Source organism: Leucobacter komagatae (assembly GCF_000834055.1).
Taxonomy (GTDB): Bacteria; Actinomycetota; Actinomycetes; order Actinomycetales; family Microbacteriaceae; genus Leucobacter; species Leucobacter komagatae_A.
On the sequence record NZ_JXSQ01000012.1, the window covers coordinates 1 to 22371 of the forward strand.

Sequence of the window (22371 nt, forward strand, 5' to 3'; positions counted from 1 at the left end):
ACTGCGGCGGTTTGCGCGGCGGTCAAATCTCTGCGGTGCTCGATGAAACCAAAGCGCTTGTTCGCCGCGTCGAAACTAGTTGCGCTCTGAAGCGAGAGGGCAAGAGACGTCGCGAAGCTTTCAGCAATTTCACTTTGGAGCGAAAGCCAGGTGACGAGGTTAGTTGCGACGTCGCTTGCCTTCCACTCGTCCGGAACATGCTGCGCTTGTCGTCTGCCGAAGAATCCATACGGTGATGCCGTCTGATACTTGAGAGTGTGTAAGGGGATGCTCCTGCCGCGCATCCAGCCTACTTCTTGATCGCAGAAGGTGCTGCTTTCAAACCCGGGCACCAAAAATATGACACCCGCATGGGTCGTTCGAAGTTCCTTTTCGATCCTGTCGACCCATTCCTCCCCAGGGTTGATATCATCGTGGGCGACGAAAAGCGTGATGTGTAGAAGGCGAAGGAACTCTGCGATCTCGTGGACATGCGCCTTCTGTCCGTCTCTGTGTGAAGCAAATACCCGCAGTGGTTCGGCTGGTGCCTCTGACGGGTCCAAGTCCATCGCGATGCTAAGGACGCTCCCAGTAACCTCAGCAAACTGTGACAGCTCTGCCACACTGAGGCTCCGCAAACGTTGGATGAGTATCTCTCGCCTGTCGGCGTCGGTTACTTCGTGGTGATTCCATTCATCGCTCGTCCATTGTTCTTCCCGGAGAGTTGTTAATCCCGCCTCTGCCAGAAACATATTTACGTCTGGAAGGGATGCGTCTGCGAGGTTGGTGGAAAGAGTCTTGAGCAGAAGGATTCTTTCGCGGTCGAGCAAAGCCATGAGGTCTCTTTCTGCAGATTTATGTCGTCTAGATCAACATATAGCAGTCAGGTGCATGTCTAGCCAGCGGGTTCCGCAGATCACTGAAAGCGCGGGGTGTGGCTCGAATGGGCCGTGGAACACGAGGTCGTGCTGGATAGTGTCGACCGTTGGAACGCTCGCGTGCCCAAGCCACTGGCTGACCATGTATGTCAGCTTTTCCTCTTATAAGAGACTTCCCGGACATGCGCCGCGGCCTTCAACTTCGCCAACTGTGTTGTTGAGATTTAGCCGCGGCGCACCTTTAATTCTTGTCACGCGTCGAGGGCTGCCGGTGGGAGAGTGCGCTCGTCTCTGAACTGGAGTGCGATCCGTGAATGCGCTCTGCTCGCCTCGCAATAAACGACGATGCGGCGAGTTAAGGGTGCTTTGAGCCCCGCCCGCGCTGCGTCTATTCGCCGCCGCCCTAGCATCGTTCGATGCTAGGGGTTAGTGGGGATGATTTGCCGTCCTTTGCGGATGGGTTGGCCCGCACCCCGGCGCTACCGAGGCCGGATGCCGAGGATAGGGGTCTGATGCACGTTTAGGTGACATTCAACATGGCTAGTTTCGGCTGGCCTGGAAGGATGAACCTATGCCTCCTCGTTATCCCAAAGAGTTCCGTGACGACGTCGTGAGGATCGCGTTGGATCGTGGTCCGGAGGTCACACTGGCGCAGATCGCGAAAGACTTCGGAATCCACGTCGGCACGCTCGACAAATGGCTCCGAGAAGAACGCGTCGAACAGGGCCAGAAACCCGGCGTCACGCGCTCCGAGAATGCGGAACTTCGTGAGCTTCGCAAACGCAACAAGCTCCTCGAACAAGAAGTGGAAGTACTCCGACGCGCGGCCGCGTATCTCTCGCAGGCGCACCTGCCGGGAAAAGGCTCTACCCGCTCGTGAAAGAGCTCGCCGGCGACGGGATCCTCGTCCAGGTGTCGTGCCGGGTATTGAAGCTCTCACGCCAGCCTTACTATCGGTGGCTGCGTAGTCCAGTCACCGGGCGAGAGCTTATGCAGGCGTATCGCGCGAACGCGCTCTATGACGCTCATATCGAGGACCCGGAGTTTGGATACCGGTTCCTCGCCGACGAGGCGAAGAGCTTCGGGGAACCGATGTGTGACCGGACTGCGTGGCGGCTCTGCCGCGATCAGCAGTGGTGGTCAGCATTCGGGAAGAAGAAAGCCCGCGGGAAAGGGAGGAAGCCTGGCCCGCCTGTTCATGACGATCTAGTGCAGCGCGAGTTTGTAGCCGCTGCTCCGAACGAGTTATGGCTTTCGGACATCACCGAGCATTGGACTGGTGAAGGCAAGCTCTACCTGTGTGCAGTGAAAGACGTGTGGTCAAACCGGATTGTCGGCTACTCCATCGACGCGCAAATGACCTCAGCGCTTGCGGTGACCGCGTTGAACAACGCCGTGCTTCGTCGCGGTGACGTCGCACGGTGCGTGCTGCACACGGATCGTGGATCTCAGTTCCGAAGCCGGAAACTGCAGCGTGCTCTCACCGGTCACAGGATGGCCGGATCGATGGGGCGAGTGGGTGCTGCGGGCGACAACGCAGCGATGGAGTCGTTCTTTAGTCTGCTCCAGAAGAACGTTCTGAACCGCAAGACCTGGGCGACTCGTGACGAGCTCCGGTCAGCGATCGTGACCTGGATCGAGCGCACTTACCATCGACGTCGCAGACAGGCCCGGTTAGGGCGTTTGACGCCGCTCGAATACGAGACCATCATGAACAAACAGGTCGCACTCGCTGCCTGACCAAACTGTCACCTAAACGTGCATCAGACCCACTCGCCCTCCTAGCTGGGGGAGTTGACTTTGAATCCGCAAAACTCTCCGTGCAGCACTGGGCAGCTGAGTACTTGGCTGCAAGGTTCGAGGCCGTGGCCGAATCAACCGCCACCGCGGATAGGCATATGCTCGCCATGCTGCCCAAACGCATCCACGCCATGCCAATTGGCGCCGTCACCCACCAGATGCTCCAACAGCTATTCAACGACCTTGGCGAAAAAGGCGAAGACTTCGCTCACAAGGTTTCGTGCGACACTCACCGGGTTCTTCAAATGGTTGAAGAAGAACAGCGTTGTGTCTGTGAGCCCTGCCGACGGGCTGGAAATCCCACGCAGTGCCCGCCCCCCCACGGGAGATGTGCCCATTCACCGAACTGGAGCTTGCGCAGGCCTGTGAAGCTTGGGTATCGCTCGACGTGGAAATGGCAGGAGTCGCACTCTTTCTGGCCCGGACCGGCCTCAGATGGAGTGAAGCAGTGGAGCTGCGTGTGAAAGACTTCGCAGAAACGCCCGATCCGGTGATAACAGTCTCACGGGCAAAGTCGAAGTGTTTCAAGGTAAAGCCACCAAAGCATGGCCGCATCCGCAGGGTATGGCTTGAGGACCGCGTAGCGGAATACCTCAAGCGGCACGCAGAAGGTAAGGGGCCCGAAGATCTCATCCTGCCGAAACTGCGCAGAGACAACTTCGTCAGACGCCTGAACTATAAGGAAACCAGCGGCGGGCGTACAATCCACGAACTCCGCCACACCTACGCGACAATCCTCATTACACGAGGCGTAAAAGTCGAAACGCTCTCAGAGTGGATGGGGCATAAGAGTACCGTCACGACTTCGAAGATCTACGTACACTCTCTGGGGGCAGAGGAGAACCGCAGAGTCATAGCAAAACTCAACGAACAACGACGGTAACACGCTGTGGGCACCCCATGGGCACCTGCGTCGCCCTACACAAGGGCCCAATCGCCCCTCCGCCTGGTGCTTGAAGCAAAACAAAACCCCCGATGAAACTAGGTCTCATCGGGGGTTTTCGTTGCTTGCATATGGCGGAGACGGGGGGATTTGAACCCCCGGTTCCCTTTAACAAGAACCCTTCATTAGCAGTGAAGTCCGTTCGGCCGCTCCGGCACGTCTCCATGAGCAGGCAACGCCATTCAGTCTAACGGGAAAATCCCGCCTCAGGAAATCCCGGAGCTAGTAAGTCGTATTCCCGACCGAGCAGCTTTCGACATCGGGCTTCAGCCCGGTGATCTCCGGCGGAAGCTTGATGCGCCCGCCGTCATCTGCTGCGGGGGCATCCGAGGCGGGTGGGGCGCCGTCAGCTGGCGCCTCCGGTGTCGCTACCGCCCCGCCCGCACCGGTGACGTCAAATGCCTCACCGCTCTGCAGTGTCTCGATGAGCTGTGCAGCCAACTCGAGGTTTGGTCGCAGTCGGCCAGCCTCGTAGGGGTGGTCGACCGACGGATACTGCACGAAGTTGATGTTTTCGAGGTCGATGTCTTTCACGGTGCCAGCAGCAGCCTGCATGAACTGCATGCTCTTCATGCTCTCGGAAAGGAGCATGTTGTCCACGGCTGCCTTCGCGAGGTTCCAGACCTTAAACGGGTCAGTGAGCGTGTCGGCGCTCTTCAGCTTCCGCATCAACGACGACATGAAGACCTGCTGGTTGTTGATGCGCGAAATGTCGCTTCCGTCACCGACGCCGTAGCGGGTGCGGAGGAACTGCAGGGCGTCCCAGCCCTCAAGGGTGTTCATGCCTGCCGGAAGGTCAAGGTTTGTCTTTGGGTCAACGAGCGGCTCGGTGAGGCACACATCGACTCCGCCGACTGCCTCTGAGATACCGACGACGCCATCGAACGTGATGACGGCGGCGTAAGGAATCTCCATGCCGGTCAACTCGGAGATGGTGCGTGCGACGCAGGGAAGGCCGCCGTACCCAATGGCGGTGTTGAGCTGTTGCTCGCTCATCGCCGGGTAGAAGTCTTCCTCGCCGTCCTCGCTTGGGCAGCTGGGGATCGGGACCATCAGGTCGCGGGGAAAGCTGATGACGGTTGCGTTCTTGTGGTCAGCTGAGACGTGGAGCAGCAGATTGACGTCGTTGAGCTCGCCTTCCTCGCCGTCGTCGTAGCCCTGGCCGAGCCTGGTGTCTGAACCGGCGAGCAGGATGTTCAGCTCGCCGTCGATTGCCTGGGTGCCAGCGCCGAGGGCCGCGTGCGCCGGGACGCCGAGGTCCACGGTCTTAGCGCTGTTCAAGAACCCCCACACGGCATAGCCAGCCGTCGCAACTCCGGAAAAAGCGATCACGAGGATCGTTGTGAGCACGAAACGGCTCGCGTTCTTCACAGACGATGACCTGGGGAGCTTCCCGTGGCGTACGACCGATCGGCGCGGCTGTTCAGCCTGCGTCCTTCTCGCCATTCGGTAACCCCTGTTCGTCGGAGCGGCTGAGGAATCATGCCGCGCGATCTCCCCAATTTACAGGACTGTCCTGGAGGGAGCCTGGAGTGTCCGGGGAATATCCTGAGCATTGAAGATGCCCCGAGCGATTCGCTCGGGGCATCTTGTGGCGGAGGGTAGGAGATTTGAACTCCTGAGACGGGGTTACCGCCTGCTTGTTTTCAAGACAAGTTCCTTCGGCCGCTCGGACAACCCTCCGGGGAAAAGCCTAGCAAACGTTCTGGGAGATTCTGTCCAAAACTACGCGCCGAGAAGAACTGGGAAGCGCTCGCGGAGTGAACGCAGTAGCCCGCCATCCTCTGCGGTGGCCGTTACGTGAGTCGCGGCGGCCTTCACCTCGTCCACGGCCTGACCCATCGCGACCGACACGCCAACGCGCCCAGCCCACTCAAGCATCTCGATGTCGTTGCGGCCATCGCCGGCCGCAAAGACGTGCGCGGGATTGATGTCGAGCCGTGAGCGGAGCACCTCGAGGGCGCTCGCCTTAGTGACCCCGTCCGGTGCAATATCGAGCCACGAGCTTGTGCCGACGGCGTACGACACGTGCGTCAGCCCCAACGATTCAATCGCGGTGAGGAACTCTTCGACGCGGTAGTCGGGGGAGAACACGATGACTCTGGCCGCCTGCACCCCGAGCAAGTCTTCGAACTCAACCTGGCGCTGGTTCGCGGGGAGTGTGCCGGCTGGGATCGCCTTCGTGTACAGGAAGCTGCCATCAGCGAGCTCCACCGAGAAGTGCGCCGTTGCAAGCTGCGGGCGGATCTTCAAGAGCGCGTCAGCGGGGTTGAACGCCTCGACGTACTCGCGCCGGTAGCCCCGCGTGCCGAGCGGGTCCCGCTTCAGCGTCACCGCGCCGTTTGCGGTCACGACCCATTCTGGCCGGATCCCCAGCCGTTCCACGATGGGAAGCGTCGCGTCTACTGAGCGCCCCGTGGAGACGATGACCTCGTGGCCGGACTCGTGAAGGGTGCGGATCGCCGCTGCGAGCTCGGGATCAATGATCCCTCCTGCGGCATGGTCACCCGCGCCTTCAAATCCGTGACGGAGCACAGTTCCGTCGAGATCGAGGGCGATGATGTGGCGATCCTGCATATGGTTACGTTCCTTCTACCGGGCTGAGTACTTCAAGTCCTCCGAGGTATGGCCGAAGCGCCTCGGGTACGGTGACACTGCCGTCTGCGTTCTGATGGGTTTCGAGAATGGCGACGATCCACCTCGTGGTCGCGAGAGTTCCGTTGAGCGTCGCCACGGGGGCGGTCTTGCCGGTCTCGGTGCGGAAGCGGGTCTGGAGCCTGCGCGACTGGAAGGTCGTGCAGTTAGAAGTCGAGGTGAGCTCGCGGTACGTGCCCTGCGTCGGCACCCACGCTTCGATATCGAACTTGCGTGCAGCGCTTGAACCCAGATCGCCAGCTGCAACGTCGATGACGCGGTAGCTCAGGCCAAGGGCCTGCAGCATCTCTTCCTGCCAGGAAACGAGGCGATCGTGCTCCGCCTCGGCGTTTGCCGGGTCCGTGTAGACGAACATCTCGAGCTTGTTGAACTGGTGCACGCGGAGGATCCCGCGCGTATCCTTGCCGTGCGATCCCGCCTCGCTTCGGTAGCAGGTCGACCAGCCCGCGTAGCGAACCGGGCCCCGCTCAAGGTTGAGGATCTCGTCCGAGTGGTAGCCGGCGAGTGCGACCTCGCTCGTGCCGGTGAGGTACAGATCCTGATCCTTCAGGTGGTAGACCTCGTCGGCGTGCTCGCCGAGGAACCCGGTGCCGCCCATAATCTCGGGCTTCACGAGCGTCGGCGTGATGAGTGGGGTGAAGTCATTGCGCATCGCGAGGTCGAGCGCCATGTTCATGAGCGCGATCTCGAGTCTGGCGCCGACGCCGCGGAGGAAGTAGAACCGTGCGCCTGACACCTTCGCGCCGCGCTCCATGTCGATCGCACCGAGCAGCTCGCCGAGTTCGAGGTGATCGCGGGGCTCGAAGTCGAACTCTGGGACTTCACCGACCGTGCGGAGCGTGACAAAGTTGTCCTCGCCGCCGGCTGGCACACCTTCGATGACGATGTTCTCGATGCGGGATGCGATCCGGTCGAACTCGGCTTCCGCCTCCTTCGCGCGAGCATCGGCAGCCTTGACAGCTGCAGCGAATTCCTGCGCCTCAGCGATGAGTGCTGGCTTCTCCTCCTTTGAGGCTGCCTTTACGCGCTCGCCCATGACCTTCTGCGAGGCACGCAGCTGTTCGAACTCACCGAGGGCCGAACGGCGGGCGGACTCTGCGGCAAGCGCCTCGTCCACCACCGACTCATCGTTCCCTCGGGCGCGCTGCGAGCGCTTGACGACATCAGGATCGTTGCGGAGGAGTACTGGATCGATCACAGTGCTAAGCCTATCGCGGGAAGCTCGCGACTACGATTGACCCATGACTATGGTTCCTCCTCGCGCGCAACCCCATGCCGCGGTCGTGTACCACCCGCTGAAGACTGACCTTGCCGGCCTCAGAAGTGCAGTCCGCGCGGCAGAGCTGCGCGCCGGATGGGCGCCGACGCGGTGGTACGAGACGGAGGCGAGCGACGGCGGCACCGGCATCGCGCGCCACGCGGTAGCAGAGGGGGCCGGTGTCGTCCTCGGCTCGGGCGGCGATGGCACGATCCGCGCTGTCGCCGAGGCGCTGCGTGGGACCGGCGTGCCGCTGGGGATCGTGCCGCAGGGGACGGGGAACCTGCTCGCACGGAACATCGGCATGCCGCTCGGCGACCTCGCCGCGGCAGCCGAGGCGGCATTCTTTGGGCGCAACCAAGCCATCGACCTTGGGCTCATGCGGATCACCCGGCCAGACGATGAGACCGGCGAGAGTGCCGTTGACGAGCACGCATTTCTGGTGCTCGCCGGCATGGGGTTAGACGCTCGCGCAATCAGGGCAACGCGATCCACGCTCAAGAACCGGCTCGGTTGGCTCGCATACGTCGACGCAGGAGTGCGCACGATGGTGCGGGACAAACCACTCGAGGTCATGTATTCGATGGACGGTTCAGAGATGAAGCCGCTCACCGTGTACACCGTGATGATTGGCAATTGCGGGCTGCTCCCCGGCGGAGTGCTCCTCATCCCCGACGCGCGGATAGACGACGGGCTACTCGACGTGGTGTCGCTGCGGCCGCTCGGGCCGTTCTCCTGGTTGCGCATCTGGAACAAGATCGGCTGGGAGAACGGCGTGCTTCGGAAAACACGGACCGGTCGGCGGATCATCGACCTCGTAAACGACACGAAGAATGTGACCTATCTCCGCGCTCGTGAGTACGCGCTTTCCGTTGCGTCGCCTGAGCCGATCCAGCTCGACGGCGACGATTTCGGTCTTGCGGTCGAGGTCCGTGGGCGGGTAGATCCTGGTGCCCTGGTCATCCGCATGTCGCCCGGATGGCATTTGCCTGTATAGGGTCACGGTGCATCGGTCGCCTTGGTCGGTGTCGCGTCAGCGGTCTGGCGCTGCCCTTCGCTCTGCTGCTTGGCATCCTCGGATGCTTTGGGTGCTTCGCCGTCCGCCGCCGCATCAGTGCCCTCCGCAGCCGCGGCGCAATCACGTGCGAGCGGCGGGAGCTGTTCCCGCTTTGGCGCAGCTGGCTTGACCTCTTCTGGCTCGCCGGTCAGCTCCGAGTACGCGCCGGCGCTGAGCGGGAAGACGTTCCAGGCCTCAGCATCGGCGGCCAGCGGGTTGAAGGAGTGCACGAGGTTGGTGCCCGCCTCGTCGTCCCAGCTGTCCGGTGGCGTCGTGGCATCCTCGCCCATCGTGGTGATGGGCTCACCGTTCTGGTCGTACAGGCGCACCGAGTCGAGCGGATTGCCCTCGCAGTCGTACGCGAAGATGTTCGTCACCTCGCCGCCGTTCAGCGACAGCCCTTGGAAGGCCATCTCCTCCTCGTAGGAGTAGTCCACGTTGACAGACCCGAGGTTCGCCCAGTTCGCGAAGAGGAACGGGATGAGCAGCAGCACGGCCGCGACGTTCGCCGCGGTGCGCGCGACCCGCAGCCATGCAGTCGGCAGCCACTTGCCGCGCCCCCACTGCACGCTGAGAACGATCAGGGCGAGCGTGAAGATCATCGCTGTGTACGACACCGGTAGGCCGTTGACGAGTGGGTGGCCGATCACCGTCAGCGCTGCCCACGCGCCGATGACCGCCCGTAGCACCCACCACACCGGGCGCACGGAGATCGCGAAGTCGCGGAAACCGCGGCGTGCTGGGCTCTCGTCGAGCCACTGCGCCGAGCGTTCGCGCGCCTGAGCGACGCGATCGGCGAACGTGACTTGCGGCAGTTCGCTCGGCGCCCGCGGCGGGAGCCCTGCTGCCTGTCGCAGTTCCTCAGCGTACTGACCAGCGTCCCCGAGCTCGCCCCCATCCTCGAGCCGTTCGGCGAGGTCGGCTCCGAGCCCATCAAGGAGGTCATCGAGTTCCTCGGTGGGGAGGTCGCTCAGGTGGGAGCGAACCTCGGTCGCAAACTTCTCAGCGCGCTGGGCGTTGGTGAGTGAGGCGGTGTGGTTCATGCTGAGACTCCTTCGGGGCTCGTCGGGCTCGTTGTGGTGTTGGGGGAGATGAGAGCGGTGAGCGTTTCAGAGAAGCGCTGCCAGCCGATCCGCTGTTCGCTGAGGAGCTCTTGCCCACCCGGCGTGATGCTGTAGTACTTGCGATGCGGCCCGCCCTCGGATGGGACGACGTACGTTGAGAGTGCGCCCGCCGCATACAGTCGGCGCAGCGTGCCGTAGACGGAGGCATCACCGACCTCCTCGAGCCCGGCATCGCGCAGGCGGCGCACGACGTCGTAGCCGTAGCCGTCTTCGCGATCGACCACCGCGAGCACCGCGGCGTCGAGCACACCCTTGAGCAGTTGCGTTCCATCCACGCGGAACCTCCTTCAGCATTCCCTGTTACGCACTAGTGTGCATTACGCAATAGTGCGGTGTCAAGAACTCTCGCGTTTCGTCCGCGATCCCCACGAGCGGAGCGCCGGGCTGACACCCGGACGAACGTCAGGCGCTGGTCAGCTCGGCCGGGGCTACTCGGAGGGCTGCTCGGCCAGGGTGCCCGGGAGGGCTACTCGGCCGGCGCGACGCCCTCGATCACTTCGCGCAACCAGTCTCGGGCATCCCGAAACCGGTCATCGTCGTGCACGGGGCGGATCGTCGCCGCGACACGGTCTGCCCGAGGGTACGAGCCAAGGAACACGACATTCGGGCTCGAGCGCTTCACGCCGAGCAGCGCGTCGGCGACGCGCTCGTCCTTGATGTGCCCCTCTGCGTCGATGACGAAGCGGTAGCGACCCATCCGATCGCCGATGGGGCGCGACGCGAGCAGGGTGAGGTTCACGCCACGCGTCGCAAACTGCTCGAGGAGGTCGAGCAGGGCGCCCGAGCGGTCTTCGGGAAGCTCAGCGATGAGAGACGTCTTGTCGGCGCCAGTCGGGTCCCCAACGGGCCCCACCCGCCCGACCAGCACGAATCGTGTCACCGCGTCAGGGTTTTCAGCGATACCGTCGGCAAGGATCTCCACGTCGTAGTGATCCTCAATGCCTGGCGGCGCGATTGCAGCGTCGACCTGCGTTCCAGCAGCGAACAGGTCCGCAGCCGCCTGAACGTTCGACGTCGCCGGCAAATGCCTGTGTGCGGGCCGTGCCTCGTCGAGCCACTTGCGGCACTGGCCGTACGCCACGGGGTGCGCCGCAACCACTGACACGTCTTCGATTGTGACTCCGGGCCTGGCGACGAGCACGAAGCGCACCGGCACAAGGTACTCGCCGATGATCTGCAGGCCGGGGATCGTCGCGAGCGCGTCCTGCGCGACGGTGACGCCGCCGTCGACCGAGTTCTCGATCGCGATCATCGCGGCGTCGCTCGCACCCGTCACCACGTCATTGAGCGCCTCACCCAGGTTCGAGACCGGGTGCCAGTCCTGGCCTCTCGCCTCCTCGACCTGCTTGAGCGCCGCCTCGGTAAACGTTCCAGCTGGCCCAAGATAGGAGTACCGGCGAAGACGTTCTGGGCTGTGTGACATGTGCACAAGCGTATCGCGGCGGATCAGGGCAGTCGCAGCCGTACGCTACCCGAGGGCGCGCGCCACGAGCGCCTGCGCAGCTGACTGTACCTGCACGAGGTGCTCTGGGCCAGCGAATGACTCCGCGTAGAGCTTCATGACGTTCTCTGTTCCCGACGGCCTGGCCGCAAACCAGGCCCGCTCGGTCGCCACTTTCAGCCCTCCGATGGCTGCGCCGTTCGACGCCTCAGTAGAGATCTGCGTGATGGGGTCGCCCGCGAGTTCGCTTTCGGTGACATCCGCCGCGGACAGGCCAGCGAGCCGAGCCTTCTGTTCTGGGGTCGCGGGAGCGTCGATGCGTGCGTAGGCCGGCTCGCCGAAGCGCTTCACGAGATCCGCATAGCGCTCGGATGGCGACTGCCCGGTGACGGCCTGGATCTCCGCGGCAAGCAGGCTAAGCAAGATCCCGTCCTTGTCGGTGCTCCACGCGGAGCCGTCGAAGCGCTGGAACGAGGCGCCAGCGCTCTCCTCGCCTCCGAATACGACGGAGCCGTCAGAGAGCCCTGGAACGAACCACTTGAAGCCCACAGGCACCTCGTCGAGGCGGCGACCGTGTGCGGCGACAACGCGGTCGATCATCGCAGAAGACACGAGCGTCTTGCCGACCCCCGCTGTCGCCGGCCACTCTGGCCTGTGCTCGAGGAGGTAGTCGATCGCGACCGCGAGGAAGTGGTTCGGGTTCATGAGACCAGCGTCGCTGGTCTGGATCCCGTGCCGATCTGCGTCAGCGTCGTTGCCGGTGACAATGGGGTACTCATCGCGGTACGGCGCTACGGTCGACATGACCTGCGCCGACGACGGGTCCATGCGGATCTTGCCGTCCCAGTCAAGGTGCAAGAACCCGAATTGCGGGTCGACGCCCGTCCCGAGCACTGCAAGGTCGAGGCCGTAGCGGTCGCGGATCGCAGGCCAGTATGCCGCGCTCGCCCCGCCAAGCGGGTGCGCTGCGAAGCGGACCCCCGCGTCGCGGATCGCGGCCATATCAATGACGTTCGCGAGGCCCTCGACGTATGCTCCGAGGAAGTCGTATCCGCCTGGGGTCCCCGCTGACGGTGACGTGCGGTGCGTGAGGCTTCGCCATTGGCCGCTCTCGAGCAGCTCGTTCGCGCGGTCGGCGATCCACCCCGTGACGACGCCATCAGCCGGGCCGCCGTGGGGCGGGTTGTACTTGATGCCGCCGTCCGCTGGCGGGTTGTGGCTTGGCGTGACGATGACGCCGTCAGCGCGCTCAGGGTCGTCGAAAGCGCGCCCGCGGTTGTGGGTGAGGATCGCGTGGCTCAGCGCTGGGGTCGGCACGAAGGCCTCGTCGCCGCTGCCAGCGTTGGTGAGCACGTGCACGCCAGCTGCGGCGAGCACCTCGATTGCGGTGTGCTCTGCCGGGGCAGAAAGCGCGTGGGTGTCTGCACCGATGAAGAGCGGCCCGCGGATCCCCTCAGCGGCACGGTGTTCAGCAATCGCCGCTGCGATCGCTGCGATGTGCGCCTCGTTGAACGAGGCAGAGAGTGCTGAGCCGCGGTGCCCTGACGTGCCGAACACGACCCGCTGTGCGGGGACGCTCGGGTCTGGCACGACCTCCGAATAGGCGCGGGTGAGCTCCGCGACATCAATGAGGTCCTCGGGGCGGGGAAGTAAACCAGCACGAACATCCATACCCTTAGTGTGCCAGGGCCCGCGGGATACGTCTCGTTTACCTACTACGAGTAGTCTGTGAGACATGAGCGACATCGAGCAGGGCCGTCCGTCAATCGAGTGCTGGCTTACCGACATGGATGGCGTGCTCGTGCACGAGAACCGCGCCATTCCGGGAGCCGCAGAGCTCATCGCGCAGTGGGAAGCGAAAGCTCAGCCCTACCTCGTGCTCACCAATAACTCGATCTTCACCGCACGCGACCTGTCAGCGCGCCTCGCAGCGAGCGGCATCAAGGTGCCGGAGGATCGGATCTGGACGAGCGCGCTCGCGACCGCAGCATTCCTCAAGCAGCAGAAGCCGGGCGGGTCGGCGTTCGTGCTCGGCGAGGCAGGGATCCTCACCGCGCTGCACGACGCAGGTTACGTGATGACCGAGACCAACCCCGACTACGTTGTCGTTGGGGAGACGCGAAACTACTCGTTCGACGCGATCACGAAGGCGATCCGCCTCATCAACAACGGTGCGCGGTTCATCTCGACGAACCCAGACGCGACGGGCCCGAGCCCAGACGGCGTGCTGCCAGCGACGGGCGCAATCAACGCGCTCATCACCAAGGTGACCGGCAAGGAGCCCTACATTGTCGGCAAGCCAAACCCGATGATGTTCCGTTCTGCGATGAACAAGATCGGGGCACACTCGCACAACACCGGCATGATCGGTGACCGGATGGACACCGACATCGTCGCCGGCATGGAGGCTGGCCTGCACACGGTGCTCGTGATGACCGGCATCGCCGACCAGGCCGAGATCGAGAAGTTCCCGTTCCGCCCGGTCGAGGTGCTCGGCTCGGTTGCCGAGCTGCTCGACTAGCCGAAACGGGCGTCCCGCTGGGGCTACGCCCCGATCTTCCGGTAGCGCTCGAAGCGGCGAGACCGGCGGTGCGGGGCGCGCTGCAGCTGTAGCGTAGCGAGCTCCTGCGAGATCGCATCGCCCATGCGCTCGCAGAACGCGCGAGCTTCCTCGGTTGCGTCGGGGAGCTCTGAGACGACACGATCCACGATCCCGTTTTCGAGGAGCTTGCCCGAGGCGACGCCCTGCTGCTCCGCGAGTTCGGCGGCGTGCGTGATGTCGCGGTAGACGATCGCCGACGCGCCTTCGGGTGGCAGCGGCGATAGCCAGGCGTGTTCGGCGGCGATTGTGCGGTCCGCCGGGAGGATCGCGAGTGCGCCGCCGCCGGTGCCCTCGCCGAGGATCACCGAGAGCGTCGCGCCGCGGTGCGAGGTGAGGTCCGCGAGGCAGTGCGCGATCTCGCGAGCGAGCCCGCCCTCCTCTGCGTCTTGAGAGAGCGCGGCACCAGGCGTATCGATGACGGTGACGAGTGGGAGCCGGAGCTCCTCGGCAAGGCGCATCGCCCGGCGTGCGGCGCGCAGCGCGCCGGGCCCGAGGGGAGCGTGCGAGCGCTGCGCGCGACGATCCTGCCCAACGACGACTGCCGGAACCCCGCCGAAGCGGGCAAGGCAGAGCGACAATCCCGGGTCCCGTTCCCCTTGGCCAGTGCCCGAAAGCGGGACAACGTCGGTCGCCGCGAACCTGAGCAGCTCACGCAGTCCCGGCCTGCGGGGATTGCGTGACCGGGTCACAGAATCCCAGGTGTTCGTCGAGCCGTGATGCAGGTCGCCGGCGGTGCCTGGCTCCGCTGCGCGGGCGACGAGATCGGCGTGCGTTGGCGGTTCAAGCAGCCGAAGGGCTCGCGAGACGACGTCCCTGAGGCCTTCGGGTGGCAGGACACCGTCGATGATGCCGTGGTGTGCGAGGTTCTCTGCCGACTGCACACCCCTGGGGAATGGCTCGTCGTAGAGCGCTTCGTAGACGCGCGGCCCGAGAAAGCCAACCAGGGCGCCAGGCTCGGCGACGGTGACCTGGCCGAGTGAGCCGAAGGAGGCGAGCGCGCCGCCGGTTGACGGGTGCCTGAGGTAGGTGAAGTACGTCAGCCCCTCAGCCTGGTGCACCGCGACCGCGGCCGCGATCTTCACCATGGCGACGAACGCGAGCGTTCCCTCCTGCATGCGGGTGCCCCCAGACGCGGTCGACGCCAGCACGGGCAGCCCCTCCGAGGTGGCCCGCTCCATCGCCCGTACGAAACGCTCCGCCGCGGCGAGGCCGACGGAGCCAGCGAGGAAGCGGAACTCGCAGGCGATAAGCGCGACACGGCGGCCGTCGATGAGCGCCTCGCCCGACACGATCGACTCATCGACGCCCGACTTCTCGGCGGCGGCCGCGAGCTCCGCAAGATACTCGGGGGTTGCGAGCGGCTGCTCGGGCGGCGTATCCCACGACTCGAAGCTCTGCGGGTCGGCGACGAGCTCGATGAGTTCGGCGGCACTGTAACGGCGAGTGGCGGTCATCGGACTGCCTCCGCCCGCAGCCACTCGCGGATCGCTGGGCCGTGCTCGTCGAGTGTTGGCGGGGCGTCGTGGCTGGTGCGGGCATGCTCCTGCTCGCCATCAGCGTCAACGTCAAAGAATCTGAGCACGGGCCCGGGCAGCGAGATTTCGCCGAGCGCAGAGTGCTCGACGTCGACGATGAGGCCCTGCGAGCGCACCTGATCCCACGCGTACACCTCGGTGAGATTGCGAACCTTGCCCGCGGGGATCCCAGCCGAGCTCAGTCGCGCGAGCAGTTCGGCCGCGTCGACACCGGAGAAGGCCTGCTCGACGAACGCGATCGTTGCTTCCCTGTTCGCAACGCGGTCGGGGTTTGATTCGAGCCCGGGGGTGCGCGGATCCAACCCGAACTCTGTGCAGAACGCCTGCCACAGTCTGTCGTTCGCCACCGAGATCTGCACTTGACTGTCGCGGCAGCGGAACAGGCCGTAAGGCGCGATCGACGGGTGGTGGTTGCCCTGCGCTTGGGGCGTTTGTCCCGCGACGGTGGCGCGGGTGCCCTGGAATGCGTGCACTCCAACGATCGACGAGAGCAGCGACGTCCGCACGACCCGTCCGCGCCCGGTGGCCACCCGCTCGTGGAGGGCTGCGAGCACGCCGACGACGCCGTGAATCCCGCCAAGGAGATCGGCGATCGGGGTGCCGACGCGCTGGGGGTTGTCTGGCCCCGGCCCGGTGATCGACATGAGCCCTGCCTCGCCCTGCACGATCTGGTCGTAGCCGGCGCGGCCACCCTCCGGGCCGTCGTGGCCGAACCCGGTAATGGAGAGTTGGATGAGGCGCGGGTTGAGCGCGGCGAGCGCGCTTGTCCCGAAGCCGAGTCGCTCCATCACGCCCGTGCGGAAGTTCTCGACGAGAATATCGGCGCGCGCGATGAGGTCGGTGAGCACCGCCCTGCCATCGTCGCTCTTCAGGTCGAGCGCGATCGACTCCTTGTTGCGGTTGCAGGAAAGGAAGTACGTCGAATAGTTTTCACCGTCGTTGCCGGTGACGAAGGGCGGCCCCCACGAGCGCGTTTCGTCGCCGGTTCCGGGAGATTCGACCTTGATGACGCGGGCGCCGAGGTCTCCGAGCATCTGACCGGCGTGGGGGCCAGCGAGCGCTCGGGACAGGTCAATGACGAGCAGCCCGGCGAGCGGGGCGCCCGCCTGCAGCGAAGAAGGGGTTGTCGGGGGGATCACGGAGTGCTCCTCCCTCCTTTCGAGAGGTAGTGGCCGAGCGTGCTGACGGCGGCGCGTACGCCGGTCGTGAGCGTTGGCTCGATGTCAGGCAGGAAAAATGGCGAGTGGTTGACTGCCGGAGCGGGGCGGTCGGCGGGGTAAGCGCCAAAGAACCAGTAGACGCCCGGAACGCCGATGCTGTCGGCGAGGTGCCCGAAGTCCTCTGACCCCATCGCCGTCGGCATCGTCTCGACCTGAGCGTCGCCGAGCTCGGCGACGAGCGCGGAGCGCACGAGCTCCGTGTGCTCCGGGTCGTTGTAGAGCCGCGGGAACCGGGTGAGCTCCTCGATCTTGGGGGCGGGCGCCGCCGATGCCGCCGCCTCAGCGTTGACGATTCGGGTGATCGCGGCGAGCACCTGTTCCCGCACCTCGGGCGTGAGCGTGCGGATGTTCAGCGTGATCTCCGCGCTTGCGGGGATGATGTTCTCCTTCAGGCCAGCGTGAAATGTGCCGCACGTCACGACCGCCGGGGTTTGCGGGGGCAGTTCGCGCGACACGATGGTCTGCAGCCGTGTGACGATGTGCGCGCCGAGCACGATCGGGTCGATCGAGTCCTGCGGCTGCGACCCGTGGGACTGCTTGCCGTGCAGCGTGATCCTGAGCGAGTCGGCGAGCGCCATGGTTGGGCCGGAGGCGAGCCCGATGCTGCCGGCAGGTGCCGCGGGGAAGACGTGCTGCCCGAGCACCACTTCGGGCTTCGGCGCACGGTCCCACAGGCCGTCGTCGACCATCGCGACCGCGCCCTCGGCGGTCTCTTCGCCCGGCTGGAAGATCCACACGATCGTGCCGGCCCAGTCGCCGCGCTGCTCGGTGAGTAGCTCGGCGGCAGCGAGAGCCGCGGCGACGTGGGTGTCATGGCCGCAGCCGTGCATGACTGGCACGTCGGTGCCGTCCTTCAGCGTGCCTGTCGCCGTCGAACTGTACTCCGCCCCGGTGTCCTCTTGGATCGGGAGCCCGTCCGTGTCCGCGCGGAACCCGACGACTGGCCCATCGCCGTTGCGAAGCACCCCGACGACGCCTGTCCCGCCGCAGCGGAAGTGTTCGATGTTGAGCTCTGTGAGCCGTGCCTCGATGAACTCGGCGGTGCGGTGCTCCTGCATCGACAGTTCAGGGTGTCGGTGCAGGTGCTTGTAGGTCTCGTGCAGCCGATCGCGGGCTGGGTCTGTGAGAGTGGCAGAAAGCATGGAGGACTCCTTTGGTGCTCGTTAGTTGACCAGTACGGCGTCGCGCTGGCTGCGATCGCGGACGACCCACGAGATGACGATTGAGCTGATGACCGCGAGCGCGGTCGCGTACACCGCGAGTGCGGGCACGAGCGGTACGACGACGAACTGCAGCAGGAGGGCGACCGCGATCGCCACGACCGTTGCGCGGAACTGCTTCATCGAAACGATGCACTGCACGAGGACGGCGCCCATGAGTGAGGGCAGGATGTAGATGCGGGCGACCTCGACGAAGTCGGCGGGGATGAGCGACACGAGCCAGGTGCCGAGCAATCCGACGAAGAGAAGCAGGCTGACCAGGTGCACTGTCGCTGCGCCACCGATCGCCATCACCGCGGAGATGTCGCCGCGCTTGGTTCCCGGTTTTGCGTTGATGCTCGATTGAGCGACGATCGCGGCAGGCAACAACTTATTAGAGATATTGCCGATCATGAACGCCTGGTACATCGCGGCGGATCCGAGCACGGGGAAATAGGTGAGCGGCTCGACGATCCAGAACACGGCGAAGGTTGCTGCGACAGCGGCGAATGCCACCCAGACCATCTTCGGGGTGATGTAGAGCTCGGTAAAGAACACCAAGTAGAGCGGGCCTGCGAGCGAGAGCACGAGGCCGGCGACCATAGTGAGTGAGCCGTAACGCGTGGTCTGCCGCTCGAATAAGCGCATGGCAGTGTCGGCGGTGCTCACTGAGGCGGAAGTAGTCGTTGCAGACATGGGAACTCCTGTGAGGTTACGAGGCGGTGTGGATCAGGAAAGCGCAGACGAGGGCGACGATGATTGCGATGCCGAGCGCCCACTCCTTCAACCAGCGCGCCTTGAGCATGTGGGATACGAATAGGCAGAGGCCCATGGTCGCCGCCGAGATCAGGACGACGAGCAGGTGGGTGGGCGTCTTTGCGGTCTCGGCGACCGCGAGCATCGAGAACGCGCCGATGAGGGCGGCGGTCGGGATGAGCGCCATAACAGCAGGGTTACGCTTTGCGAGCGAGGCGCTGCCGCGTTTGAGTAGCGGGGTCATGATTAGCGTGGAGAGCATCCACATGCCGCCGGAGAGGCTCATCGCGAGGAACGCAACAGCGAAAACCTGCTGTGTGTACGAGGCAGTGCCGAGTTCTGCGCCCATTGAGGTTGCGGCGATGCCCGCCGATGCGGTTTCGGTCGCGGCTGAACCGATTAGGCCGATCCGAACGAGCACCGCTGGGGTGCCAAACAGAGCGAGCAGCGAGATCGCGACGATGACCACAGCCAGCGAGGGGCCGATCGAGGCGACCGCGCCAGCGCGGAACGACTCTTTGACCTCGCGCATCGGCATCTCGATACCCGGTGCCGCCTGCCTCGCAGCGCGGACGTACAGGATCGTTTGGACGAAGATCACGGCGAACACGCCGAGCGCGCATAGCCAAAGAATGGGTGAATTCGCGAGGGCCCAGATGTCAGTCGAGGCTGGGTCCGCTGCGCGAACGAGTGATGTGTAATGCATGCCGTGCTCCTTTGCATCTCATGCGTTGAGAGACGTACTCTCGCACTCACCCTGAGGGACAGACGGTCCCCGGACAAGAGGTTGCGCGATGCCGCCACGGATCTGGCTAGATCCTCCAAATTCCTGCGGAAGCCCTGAATGCGCTTCTCGCGGGCAGTGAAGCGAGACAAGCTCTCAGTAAGCATTTCAACGGCGAAAGGTAAGGCTTATGGACGAGATCCAGCACTTCAGTGCCGTGGAGGTCACGCACCTCATTCGGCGACGCGACCTCTCGGCGCGAGAGGCTCTGGAGAGCCACATCGCGGCGATCGACGCGCTCAACGGCCCGATCAACGCCGTCATCACTACTGACTTCGACAGGGCAACAGAGCTCGCGGCCGCGGCGGACGAACGGACCGCACGCGGAGCACCAACGGGGGTACTGCACGGACTGCCGATGACTCACAAGGACACGTTCAACACCTCAGGTCTTCGATCCACGCAGGGATCCAAGGCGCTCGAGCACAACGTTCCGAAGCAGGATGATTTGCAGATCGCCAGGCTCGCTGCCGCCGGCGTGATCCGCACGGGCAAGACGAACGTCCCCGAATTCGGTGCCGGGTCGCACACGTTCAACGACCTGTTCGGTACGACCACCAATCCGTACGACACCACCCGCTCCGCAGGCGGTTCCTCCGGCGGAGTCGCCGCGGTCGTCGCCGCCCGCATCCAACCGTTCGGCGACGGCTCCGACATGGGCGGATCCCTGCGCATCCCGGCGTCCTTCTGCAACGTGTTCGGCCTGCGCCCCTCCTACGGCGTGATCCCCATGGAGAGCGCAGCGAACGCGTACTCATGGCTCGGGCGCTCCGGCCCGATGGCACGGACTGTCGAAGACATAGCGCTCTTCATGCGCGCGAGCACCGGAGCCACAAGCCTTCCGAACCCGAGCCCGCTCACCCCGCAGGGTTTCCATACGCCTTTGCCAGACCTCGCGGGCGTGCGCATCGGCTACAGCTTCGACTTTGGCATCGGCATCCCGATCGAACCCGAAGTGATCGAAGTGCTGCGTGCGCAGCTGCAGGTCTTCGAAGACGCAGGCGCGATTCTTGAGGAGGCGACGATCGACTTCAGCGACGCCGACGAGGTGTTCCAGGTGACGCGCGCGTACGACTTTGCCACCGGCATCGGCCCGCTGCTCGCCGACTTCGGCGACGTCATCAAGCCCGAGGTGATCTGGAACGTGCAGAAGGGGCTCGATCTCGACGGCGCAAAGATGATCTCGGCGCAGGCAGCGCGAACGCGTCTCGAAGCCGGCGTGCAACGGTTCTTCTCGAAGTACGATGCATTCCTGAGCCCCGCAGCCCAGGTGCTGCCCTTCGACGCAAGCTGGCGCTGGCCGAAGGACATCGCGGGCGTCGCCGCAGAAACCTACCTCGACTGGATGCGCTCGGCGTGCGTGCTTTCGGCGACAAGCCTCCCTGTCCTCGCGATGCCTGGCGGCTTTACGCCGACGGGGCTGCCCGTCGGTTGGCAGCTAGCAGCGAACCATTACCGCGACCCTGATCTGTTGAGCTGGGCTGCAGCCTACGAGCAGGCAACCGGATTCGCGAAACGCACCCCGAAGCTCCTCACGGACAGCCGGTAGGATACGAACGGCGCCTAGCAGCCGGACGACGTCAGAGAGGACACCGGGATGCCCGCAGAGAGCTTGAACGATCTGCAGCGGCGGATTGTGGCCGCGTTGCAGGTCGACGGTAGAGCGCCCTGGCGGAAGATTGCAGACACCCTCGGTGAGCCCGATCGCACCGTCGCGCGTTACGGCACAGGGCTCATCGAGAGCGGTCGTGTCGTGGTGGCCGCGGTGAGCCACTCGGAACACTCAATGGTGCTCGCGTGCAAGAGTGCTTCCGGGACGGCACGGCTGAACGGCGAGGCGCTCGCGCAGCGCTCCGACGTCACCTTCTGCTACCTCACCACGGGCTCCGCAGATGTTGTCGCTGAGATCGGATACCGAGAGAATCTCAAAGAACTCCTTTCACTCCAGCTCCCAGCGACGGCGGGGTTGCAGAGCCTCACTGCCTTCCCGGTCTTGAAATACTTCAAGACGATCCGGGGCTGGCGTACCGGCGCGCTCACCGAAGCTGAGGATCAGGCGATGCTTTCGCGCACGGGGCCCGACCGCACCGAGTGGACGATTCCGGAGACACGCGGCCCGAAAGACGACGACATCATTGGCGCACTGCAGGAGGACGGCCGTGTCAGCGTTGAAGCGCTCGCACGACGCACGAAAATGAGCGAGACCTCTGTTGCGCGTCGCGTCGAGTGGCTGCTCGGTTCGGGCCAGTTCTCGATTCGAGCGCTCGTCGACCCCGCGCTCGTAGGTTTCGACGTGGAGGCCTTGCTCTGGGTACGCGCGCCATCACACAACGTCGAGGCGCTTGGGCGTGAACTGCGAACGTGGCCCGAGGTGCGCTACGCTGCGGCGATTGCCGGCGACGCGCAACTCATCGTGAACGTGACGGTGACAACGCATCTGGAGCTGTACCGGCTGCTCTCACGCGGAATCTGGGAGGAGCACGCCACTCACGTCAGCACCGACCTCATTTATGAGTCGCGCAAGCGCGGCGGGAGGTCCATGTAGCTCAGCGGTTGGCGCCGCGACTGCCCTACTGGGGCGCGAGGCCGAGGTCTTCGAGGCCGATCGCGAAGCGGTACTCGTAGCCCGCTTCCTCAATGCGCGCCTTTGCAGGGGCCTGGCGATCCACAACCACTGCGACGCCGGCGATCTCCGCGCCAACCTTTTTCAGTGCCTCGATGGCCTGCAGCGGTGAGCCGCCCGTCGTCGAAGTATCCTCGACAACGATGACGCGCTTGCCGTTGAGATCCGGGCCCTCGACCTGACGGCCGCGGCCGTGATCCTTCGGCTCCTTGCGCACGACGAACGAATCATAGGTCTTTCCGCGCGCAACGCCCTGGTGCATGATCGCCGATGCGATCGGGTCAGCGCCCATCGTGAGCCCACCGACCGCGACGACGCCATCGATGTCCTCGATGAGGTCGAGCATGACCTGCCCGATGAGGGGCGCCGCGCGGTGATCGAGCGAGAGCTTGCGCAGGTCAACGTAGTACGTCGCCTTCTTGCCACTCGTGAGCGTGAAGTCGCCGTGGAAGACGGCGTCTGACTTGATGAGTTCGATGAGCTGTTCGCGCGCGGTGGTCATGCTTTGATTCTAGTG

The 22371-nt window shown here is 64.4% G+C and carries 20 protein-coding genes and 2 tRNA genes; 6 read left to right on the plus strand and 16 right to left on the minus strand.

Translation table 11 applies throughout. The annotated features are described in order from the left end of the window. Nucleotides 1–815, minus strand: an 815-nt coding sequence (locus tag SD72_RS16970) for a toll/interleukin-1 receptor domain-containing protein (RefSeq protein WP_157000532.1), incomplete at its 3' end; no start/stop codon positions are given. Between the two features lie 613 nt (nt 816–1428). On the opposite strand from SD72_RS16970, the gene SD72_RS09605 reads away from it, so the two are divergent. Next, a protein-coding gene (locus SD72_RS09605) for an IS3 family transposase (RefSeq protein ID WP_157000533.1) occupies nt 1429–2597 on the plus strand; the annotation gives its coding sequence in 2 pieces (ribosomal slippage) (nt 1429–1713 and nt 1716–2597; 1167 coding nt in all). 367 nt (nt 2598–2964) lie between these two features. Beyond that, nucleotides 2965–3540: a tyrosine-type recombinase/integrase gene (locus SD72_RS09610; RefSeq protein ID WP_157000534.1), complete on the plus strand. Its 576-nt coding sequence runs from the start codon at nt 2965–2967 to the stop codon at nt 3538–3540. A 132-nt stretch (nt 3541–3672) separates the two neighbouring features. On the opposite strand, the gene SD72_RS09615 is transcribed toward SD72_RS09610, so the two are convergent. The 5 genes from SD72_RS09615 to serS all read right to left on the minus strand — a co-directional run bounded on the left by SD72_RS09615 (nt 3673) and on the right by serS (nt 7453). After that, nucleotides 3673–3764 (minus strand) — tRNA-Ser (locus tag SD72_RS09615). A 58-nt stretch (nt 3765–3822) separates the two neighbouring features. Further along, nucleotides 3823–5046: an LCP family protein gene (locus tag SD72_RS09620; protein WP_042544247.1), complete on the minus strand. Its 1224-nt coding sequence runs from the start codon at nt 5044–5046 to the stop codon at nt 3823–3825. A 146-nt stretch (nt 5047–5192) separates the two neighbouring features. Continuing rightward, nucleotides 5193–5283 (minus strand) — tRNA-Ser (locus SD72_RS09625). Nucleotides 5284–5325: 42 nt separating this feature from the next. Beyond that, complete coding sequence (locus SD72_RS09630) at nt 5326–6177, minus strand: HAD family hydrolase (RefSeq protein ID WP_042544248.1); 852 nt, start codon at nt 6175–6177, stop codon at nt 5326–5328. Nucleotides 6178–6181: 4 nt separating this feature from the next. Then, nucleotides 6182–7453 (minus strand): serine--tRNA ligase, encoded by a 1272-nt coding sequence (gene serS, locus SD72_RS09635; RefSeq protein ID WP_042544249.1) that lies wholly within the window; start codon nt 7451–7453, stop codon nt 6182–6184. A 43-nt stretch (nt 7454–7496) separates the two neighbouring features. Between serS and SD72_RS09640 the strand changes: the two genes are divergently transcribed. After that, nucleotides 7497–8510: a diacylglycerol/lipid kinase family protein gene (locus SD72_RS09640; protein ID WP_042544250.1), complete on the plus strand. Its 1014-nt coding sequence runs from the start codon at nt 7497–7499 to the stop codon at nt 8508–8510. A gap of 2 nt (nt 8511–8512) precedes the next feature. On the opposite strand, the gene SD72_RS09645 is transcribed toward SD72_RS09640, so the two are convergent. The 4 genes from SD72_RS09645 to SD72_RS09660 form a co-directional block, all read right to left on the minus strand. Beyond that, complete coding sequence (locus SD72_RS09645; protein WP_052492589.1) at nt 8513–9613, minus strand: DUF4118 domain-containing protein; 1101 nt, start codon at nt 9611–9613, stop codon at nt 8513–8515. After that, on the minus strand, nt 9610–9969 hold the full coding sequence (locus tag SD72_RS09650; RefSeq protein ID WP_042544251.1) for a PadR family transcriptional regulator: 360 nt from the start codon (nt 9967–9969) through the stop codon (nt 9610–9612). Before SD72_RS09650 ends, SD72_RS09645 begins: the two co-directional genes overlap by 4 nt. Before the next feature lie 191 nt (nt 9970–10160). After that, nucleotides 10161–11117 carry a prephenate dehydratase gene (pheA, locus tag SD72_RS09655; RefSeq protein ID WP_042544252.1) on the minus strand — a complete coding sequence of 319 codons (957 nt, stop codon included), beginning with the start codon at nt 11115–11117 and terminating at the stop codon, nt 10161–10163. A gap of 45 nt (nt 11118–11162) precedes the next feature. Then, nucleotides 11163–12806 (minus strand): alpha-D-glucose phosphate-specific phosphoglucomutase, encoded by a 1644-nt coding sequence (locus SD72_RS09660; RefSeq protein ID WP_042544253.1) that lies wholly within the window; start codon nt 12804–12806, stop codon nt 11163–11165. Between the two features lie 64 nt (nt 12807–12870). Between SD72_RS09660 and SD72_RS09665 the strand changes: the two genes are divergently transcribed. After that, nucleotides 12871–13656 (plus strand): HAD-IIA family hydrolase, encoded by a 786-nt coding sequence (locus tag SD72_RS09665; protein ID WP_042544254.1) that lies wholly within the window; start codon nt 12871–12873, stop codon nt 13654–13656. A 23-nt stretch (nt 13657–13679) separates the two neighbouring features. On the opposite strand, the gene SD72_RS09670 is transcribed toward SD72_RS09665, so the two are convergent. From SD72_RS09670 to SD72_RS09690, 5 genes are read right to left on the minus strand one after another with little or no spacing between them, the layout of a single operon-like run. Then, nucleotides 13680–15191, minus strand: a complete 1512-nt coding sequence (locus SD72_RS09670; RefSeq protein ID WP_042544255.1) for a carboxyl transferase domain-containing protein — start codon at nt 15189–15191, stop codon at nt 13680–13682. Then, nucleotides 15188–16411 carry a CaiB/BaiF CoA transferase family protein gene (locus tag SD72_RS09675; RefSeq protein WP_232299715.1) on the minus strand — a complete coding sequence of 408 codons (1224 nt, stop codon included), beginning with the start codon at nt 16409–16411 and terminating at the stop codon, nt 15188–15190. The genes SD72_RS09670 and SD72_RS09675 overlap by 4 nt, the downstream gene beginning before the upstream one ends. Beyond that, nucleotides 16408–17634 carry an amidohydrolase gene (locus tag SD72_RS09680; protein ID WP_042544256.1) on the minus strand — a complete coding sequence of 409 codons (1227 nt, stop codon included), beginning with the start codon at nt 17632–17634 and terminating at the stop codon, nt 16408–16410. The genes SD72_RS09675 and SD72_RS09680 overlap by 4 nt, the downstream gene beginning before the upstream one ends. 21 nt (nt 17635–17655) lie before the next feature. Beyond that, nucleotides 17656–18387: a hypothetical protein gene (locus SD72_RS09685; protein ID WP_042544257.1), complete on the minus strand. Its 732-nt coding sequence runs from the start codon at nt 18385–18387 to the stop codon at nt 17656–17658. A gap of 16 nt (nt 18388–18403) precedes the next feature. Continuing rightward, nucleotides 18404–19153 carry a DUF5058 family protein gene (locus SD72_RS09690; RefSeq protein WP_042544258.1) on the minus strand — a complete coding sequence of 250 codons (750 nt, stop codon included), beginning with the start codon at nt 19151–19153 and terminating at the stop codon, nt 18404–18406. A 208-nt stretch (nt 19154–19361) separates the two neighbouring features. On the opposite strand from SD72_RS09690, the gene SD72_RS09695 reads away from it, so the two are divergent. Both SD72_RS09695 and SD72_RS09700 read left to right on the plus strand, forming a co-directional pair. Continuing rightward, nucleotides 19362–20780, plus strand: coding sequence for an amidase (locus tag SD72_RS09695; protein WP_042544259.1), 1419 nt, complete (start codon nt 19362–19364; stop codon nt 20778–20780). Nucleotides 20781–20828: 48 nt separating this feature from the next. Beyond that, nucleotides 20829–21776, plus strand: coding sequence for an Lrp/AsnC family transcriptional regulator (locus SD72_RS09700; protein WP_042544260.1), 948 nt, complete (start codon nt 20829–20831; stop codon nt 21774–21776). Nucleotides 21777–21801: 25 nt separating this feature from the next. Here the strand turns inward: SD72_RS09700 and pyrE are convergent, their stop codons facing one another. Beyond that, on the minus strand, nt 21802–22356 hold the full coding sequence (gene pyrE, locus SD72_RS09705; RefSeq protein ID WP_042544261.1) for an orotate phosphoribosyltransferase: 555 nt from the start codon (nt 22354–22356) through the stop codon (nt 21802–21804). Between the last annotated feature and the right edge of the window lie 15 nt (nt 22357–22371).

What these genes read in the sequence shown, in the direction of transcription:
- SD72_RS09620 (WP_042544247.1), bottom strand. Translation starts at nt 5,046, where the DNA reads ATGGCGAGAAGGACGCAGGCTGAACAGCCGCGCCGATCGGTCGTACGC.
- SD72_RS09630 (WP_042544248.1), bottom strand. Translation starts at nt 6,177, where the DNA reads ATGCAGGATCGCCACATCATCGCCCTCGATCTCGACGGAACTGTGCTC.
- SD72_RS09640 (WP_042544250.1), top strand. Translation starts at nt 7,497, where the DNA reads ATGACTATGGTTCCTCCTCGCGCGCAACCCCATGCCGCGGTCGTGTAC.
- SD72_RS09645 (WP_052492589.1), bottom strand. Translation starts at nt 9,613, where the DNA reads ATGAACCACACCGCCTCACTCACCAACGCCCAGCGCGCTGAGAAGTTT.
- pheA (WP_042544252.1), bottom strand. Translation starts at nt 11,117, where the DNA reads ATGTCACACAGCCCAGAACGTCTTCGCCGGTACTCCTATCTTGGGCCA.
- SD72_RS09660 (WP_042544253.1), bottom strand. Translation starts at nt 12,806, where the DNA reads ATGGATGTTCGTGCTGGTTTACTTCCCCGCCCCGAGGACCTCATTGAT.
- SD72_RS09665 (WP_042544254.1), top strand. Translation starts at nt 12,871, where the DNA reads ATGAGCGACATCGAGCAGGGCCGTCCGTCAATCGAGTGCTGGCTTACC.
- SD72_RS09670 (WP_042544255.1), bottom strand. Translation starts at nt 15,191, where the DNA reads ATGACCGCCACTCGCCGTTACAGTGCCGCCGAACTCATCGAGCTCGTC.
- SD72_RS09680 (WP_042544256.1), bottom strand. Translation starts at nt 17,634, where the DNA reads ATGCTTTCTGCCACTCTCACAGACCCAGCCCGCGATCGGCTGCACGAG.
- SD72_RS09685 (WP_042544257.1), bottom strand. Translation starts at nt 18,387, where the DNA reads ATGTCTGCAACGACTACTTCCGCCTCAGTGAGCACCGCCGACACTGCC.
- SD72_RS09690 (WP_042544258.1), bottom strand. Translation starts at nt 19,153, where the DNA reads ATGCATTACACATCACTCGTTCGCGCAGCGGACCCAGCCTCGACTGAC.
- SD72_RS09695 (WP_042544259.1), top strand. Translation starts at nt 19,362, where the DNA reads ATGGACGAGATCCAGCACTTCAGTGCCGTGGAGGTCACGCACCTCATT.
- SD72_RS09700 (WP_042544260.1), top strand. Translation starts at nt 20,829, where the DNA reads ATGCCCGCAGAGAGCTTGAACGATCTGCAGCGGCGGATTGTGGCCGCG.
- pyrE (WP_042544261.1), bottom strand. Translation starts at nt 22,356, where the DNA reads ATGACCACCGCGCGCGAACAGCTCATCGAACTCATCAAGTCAGACGCC.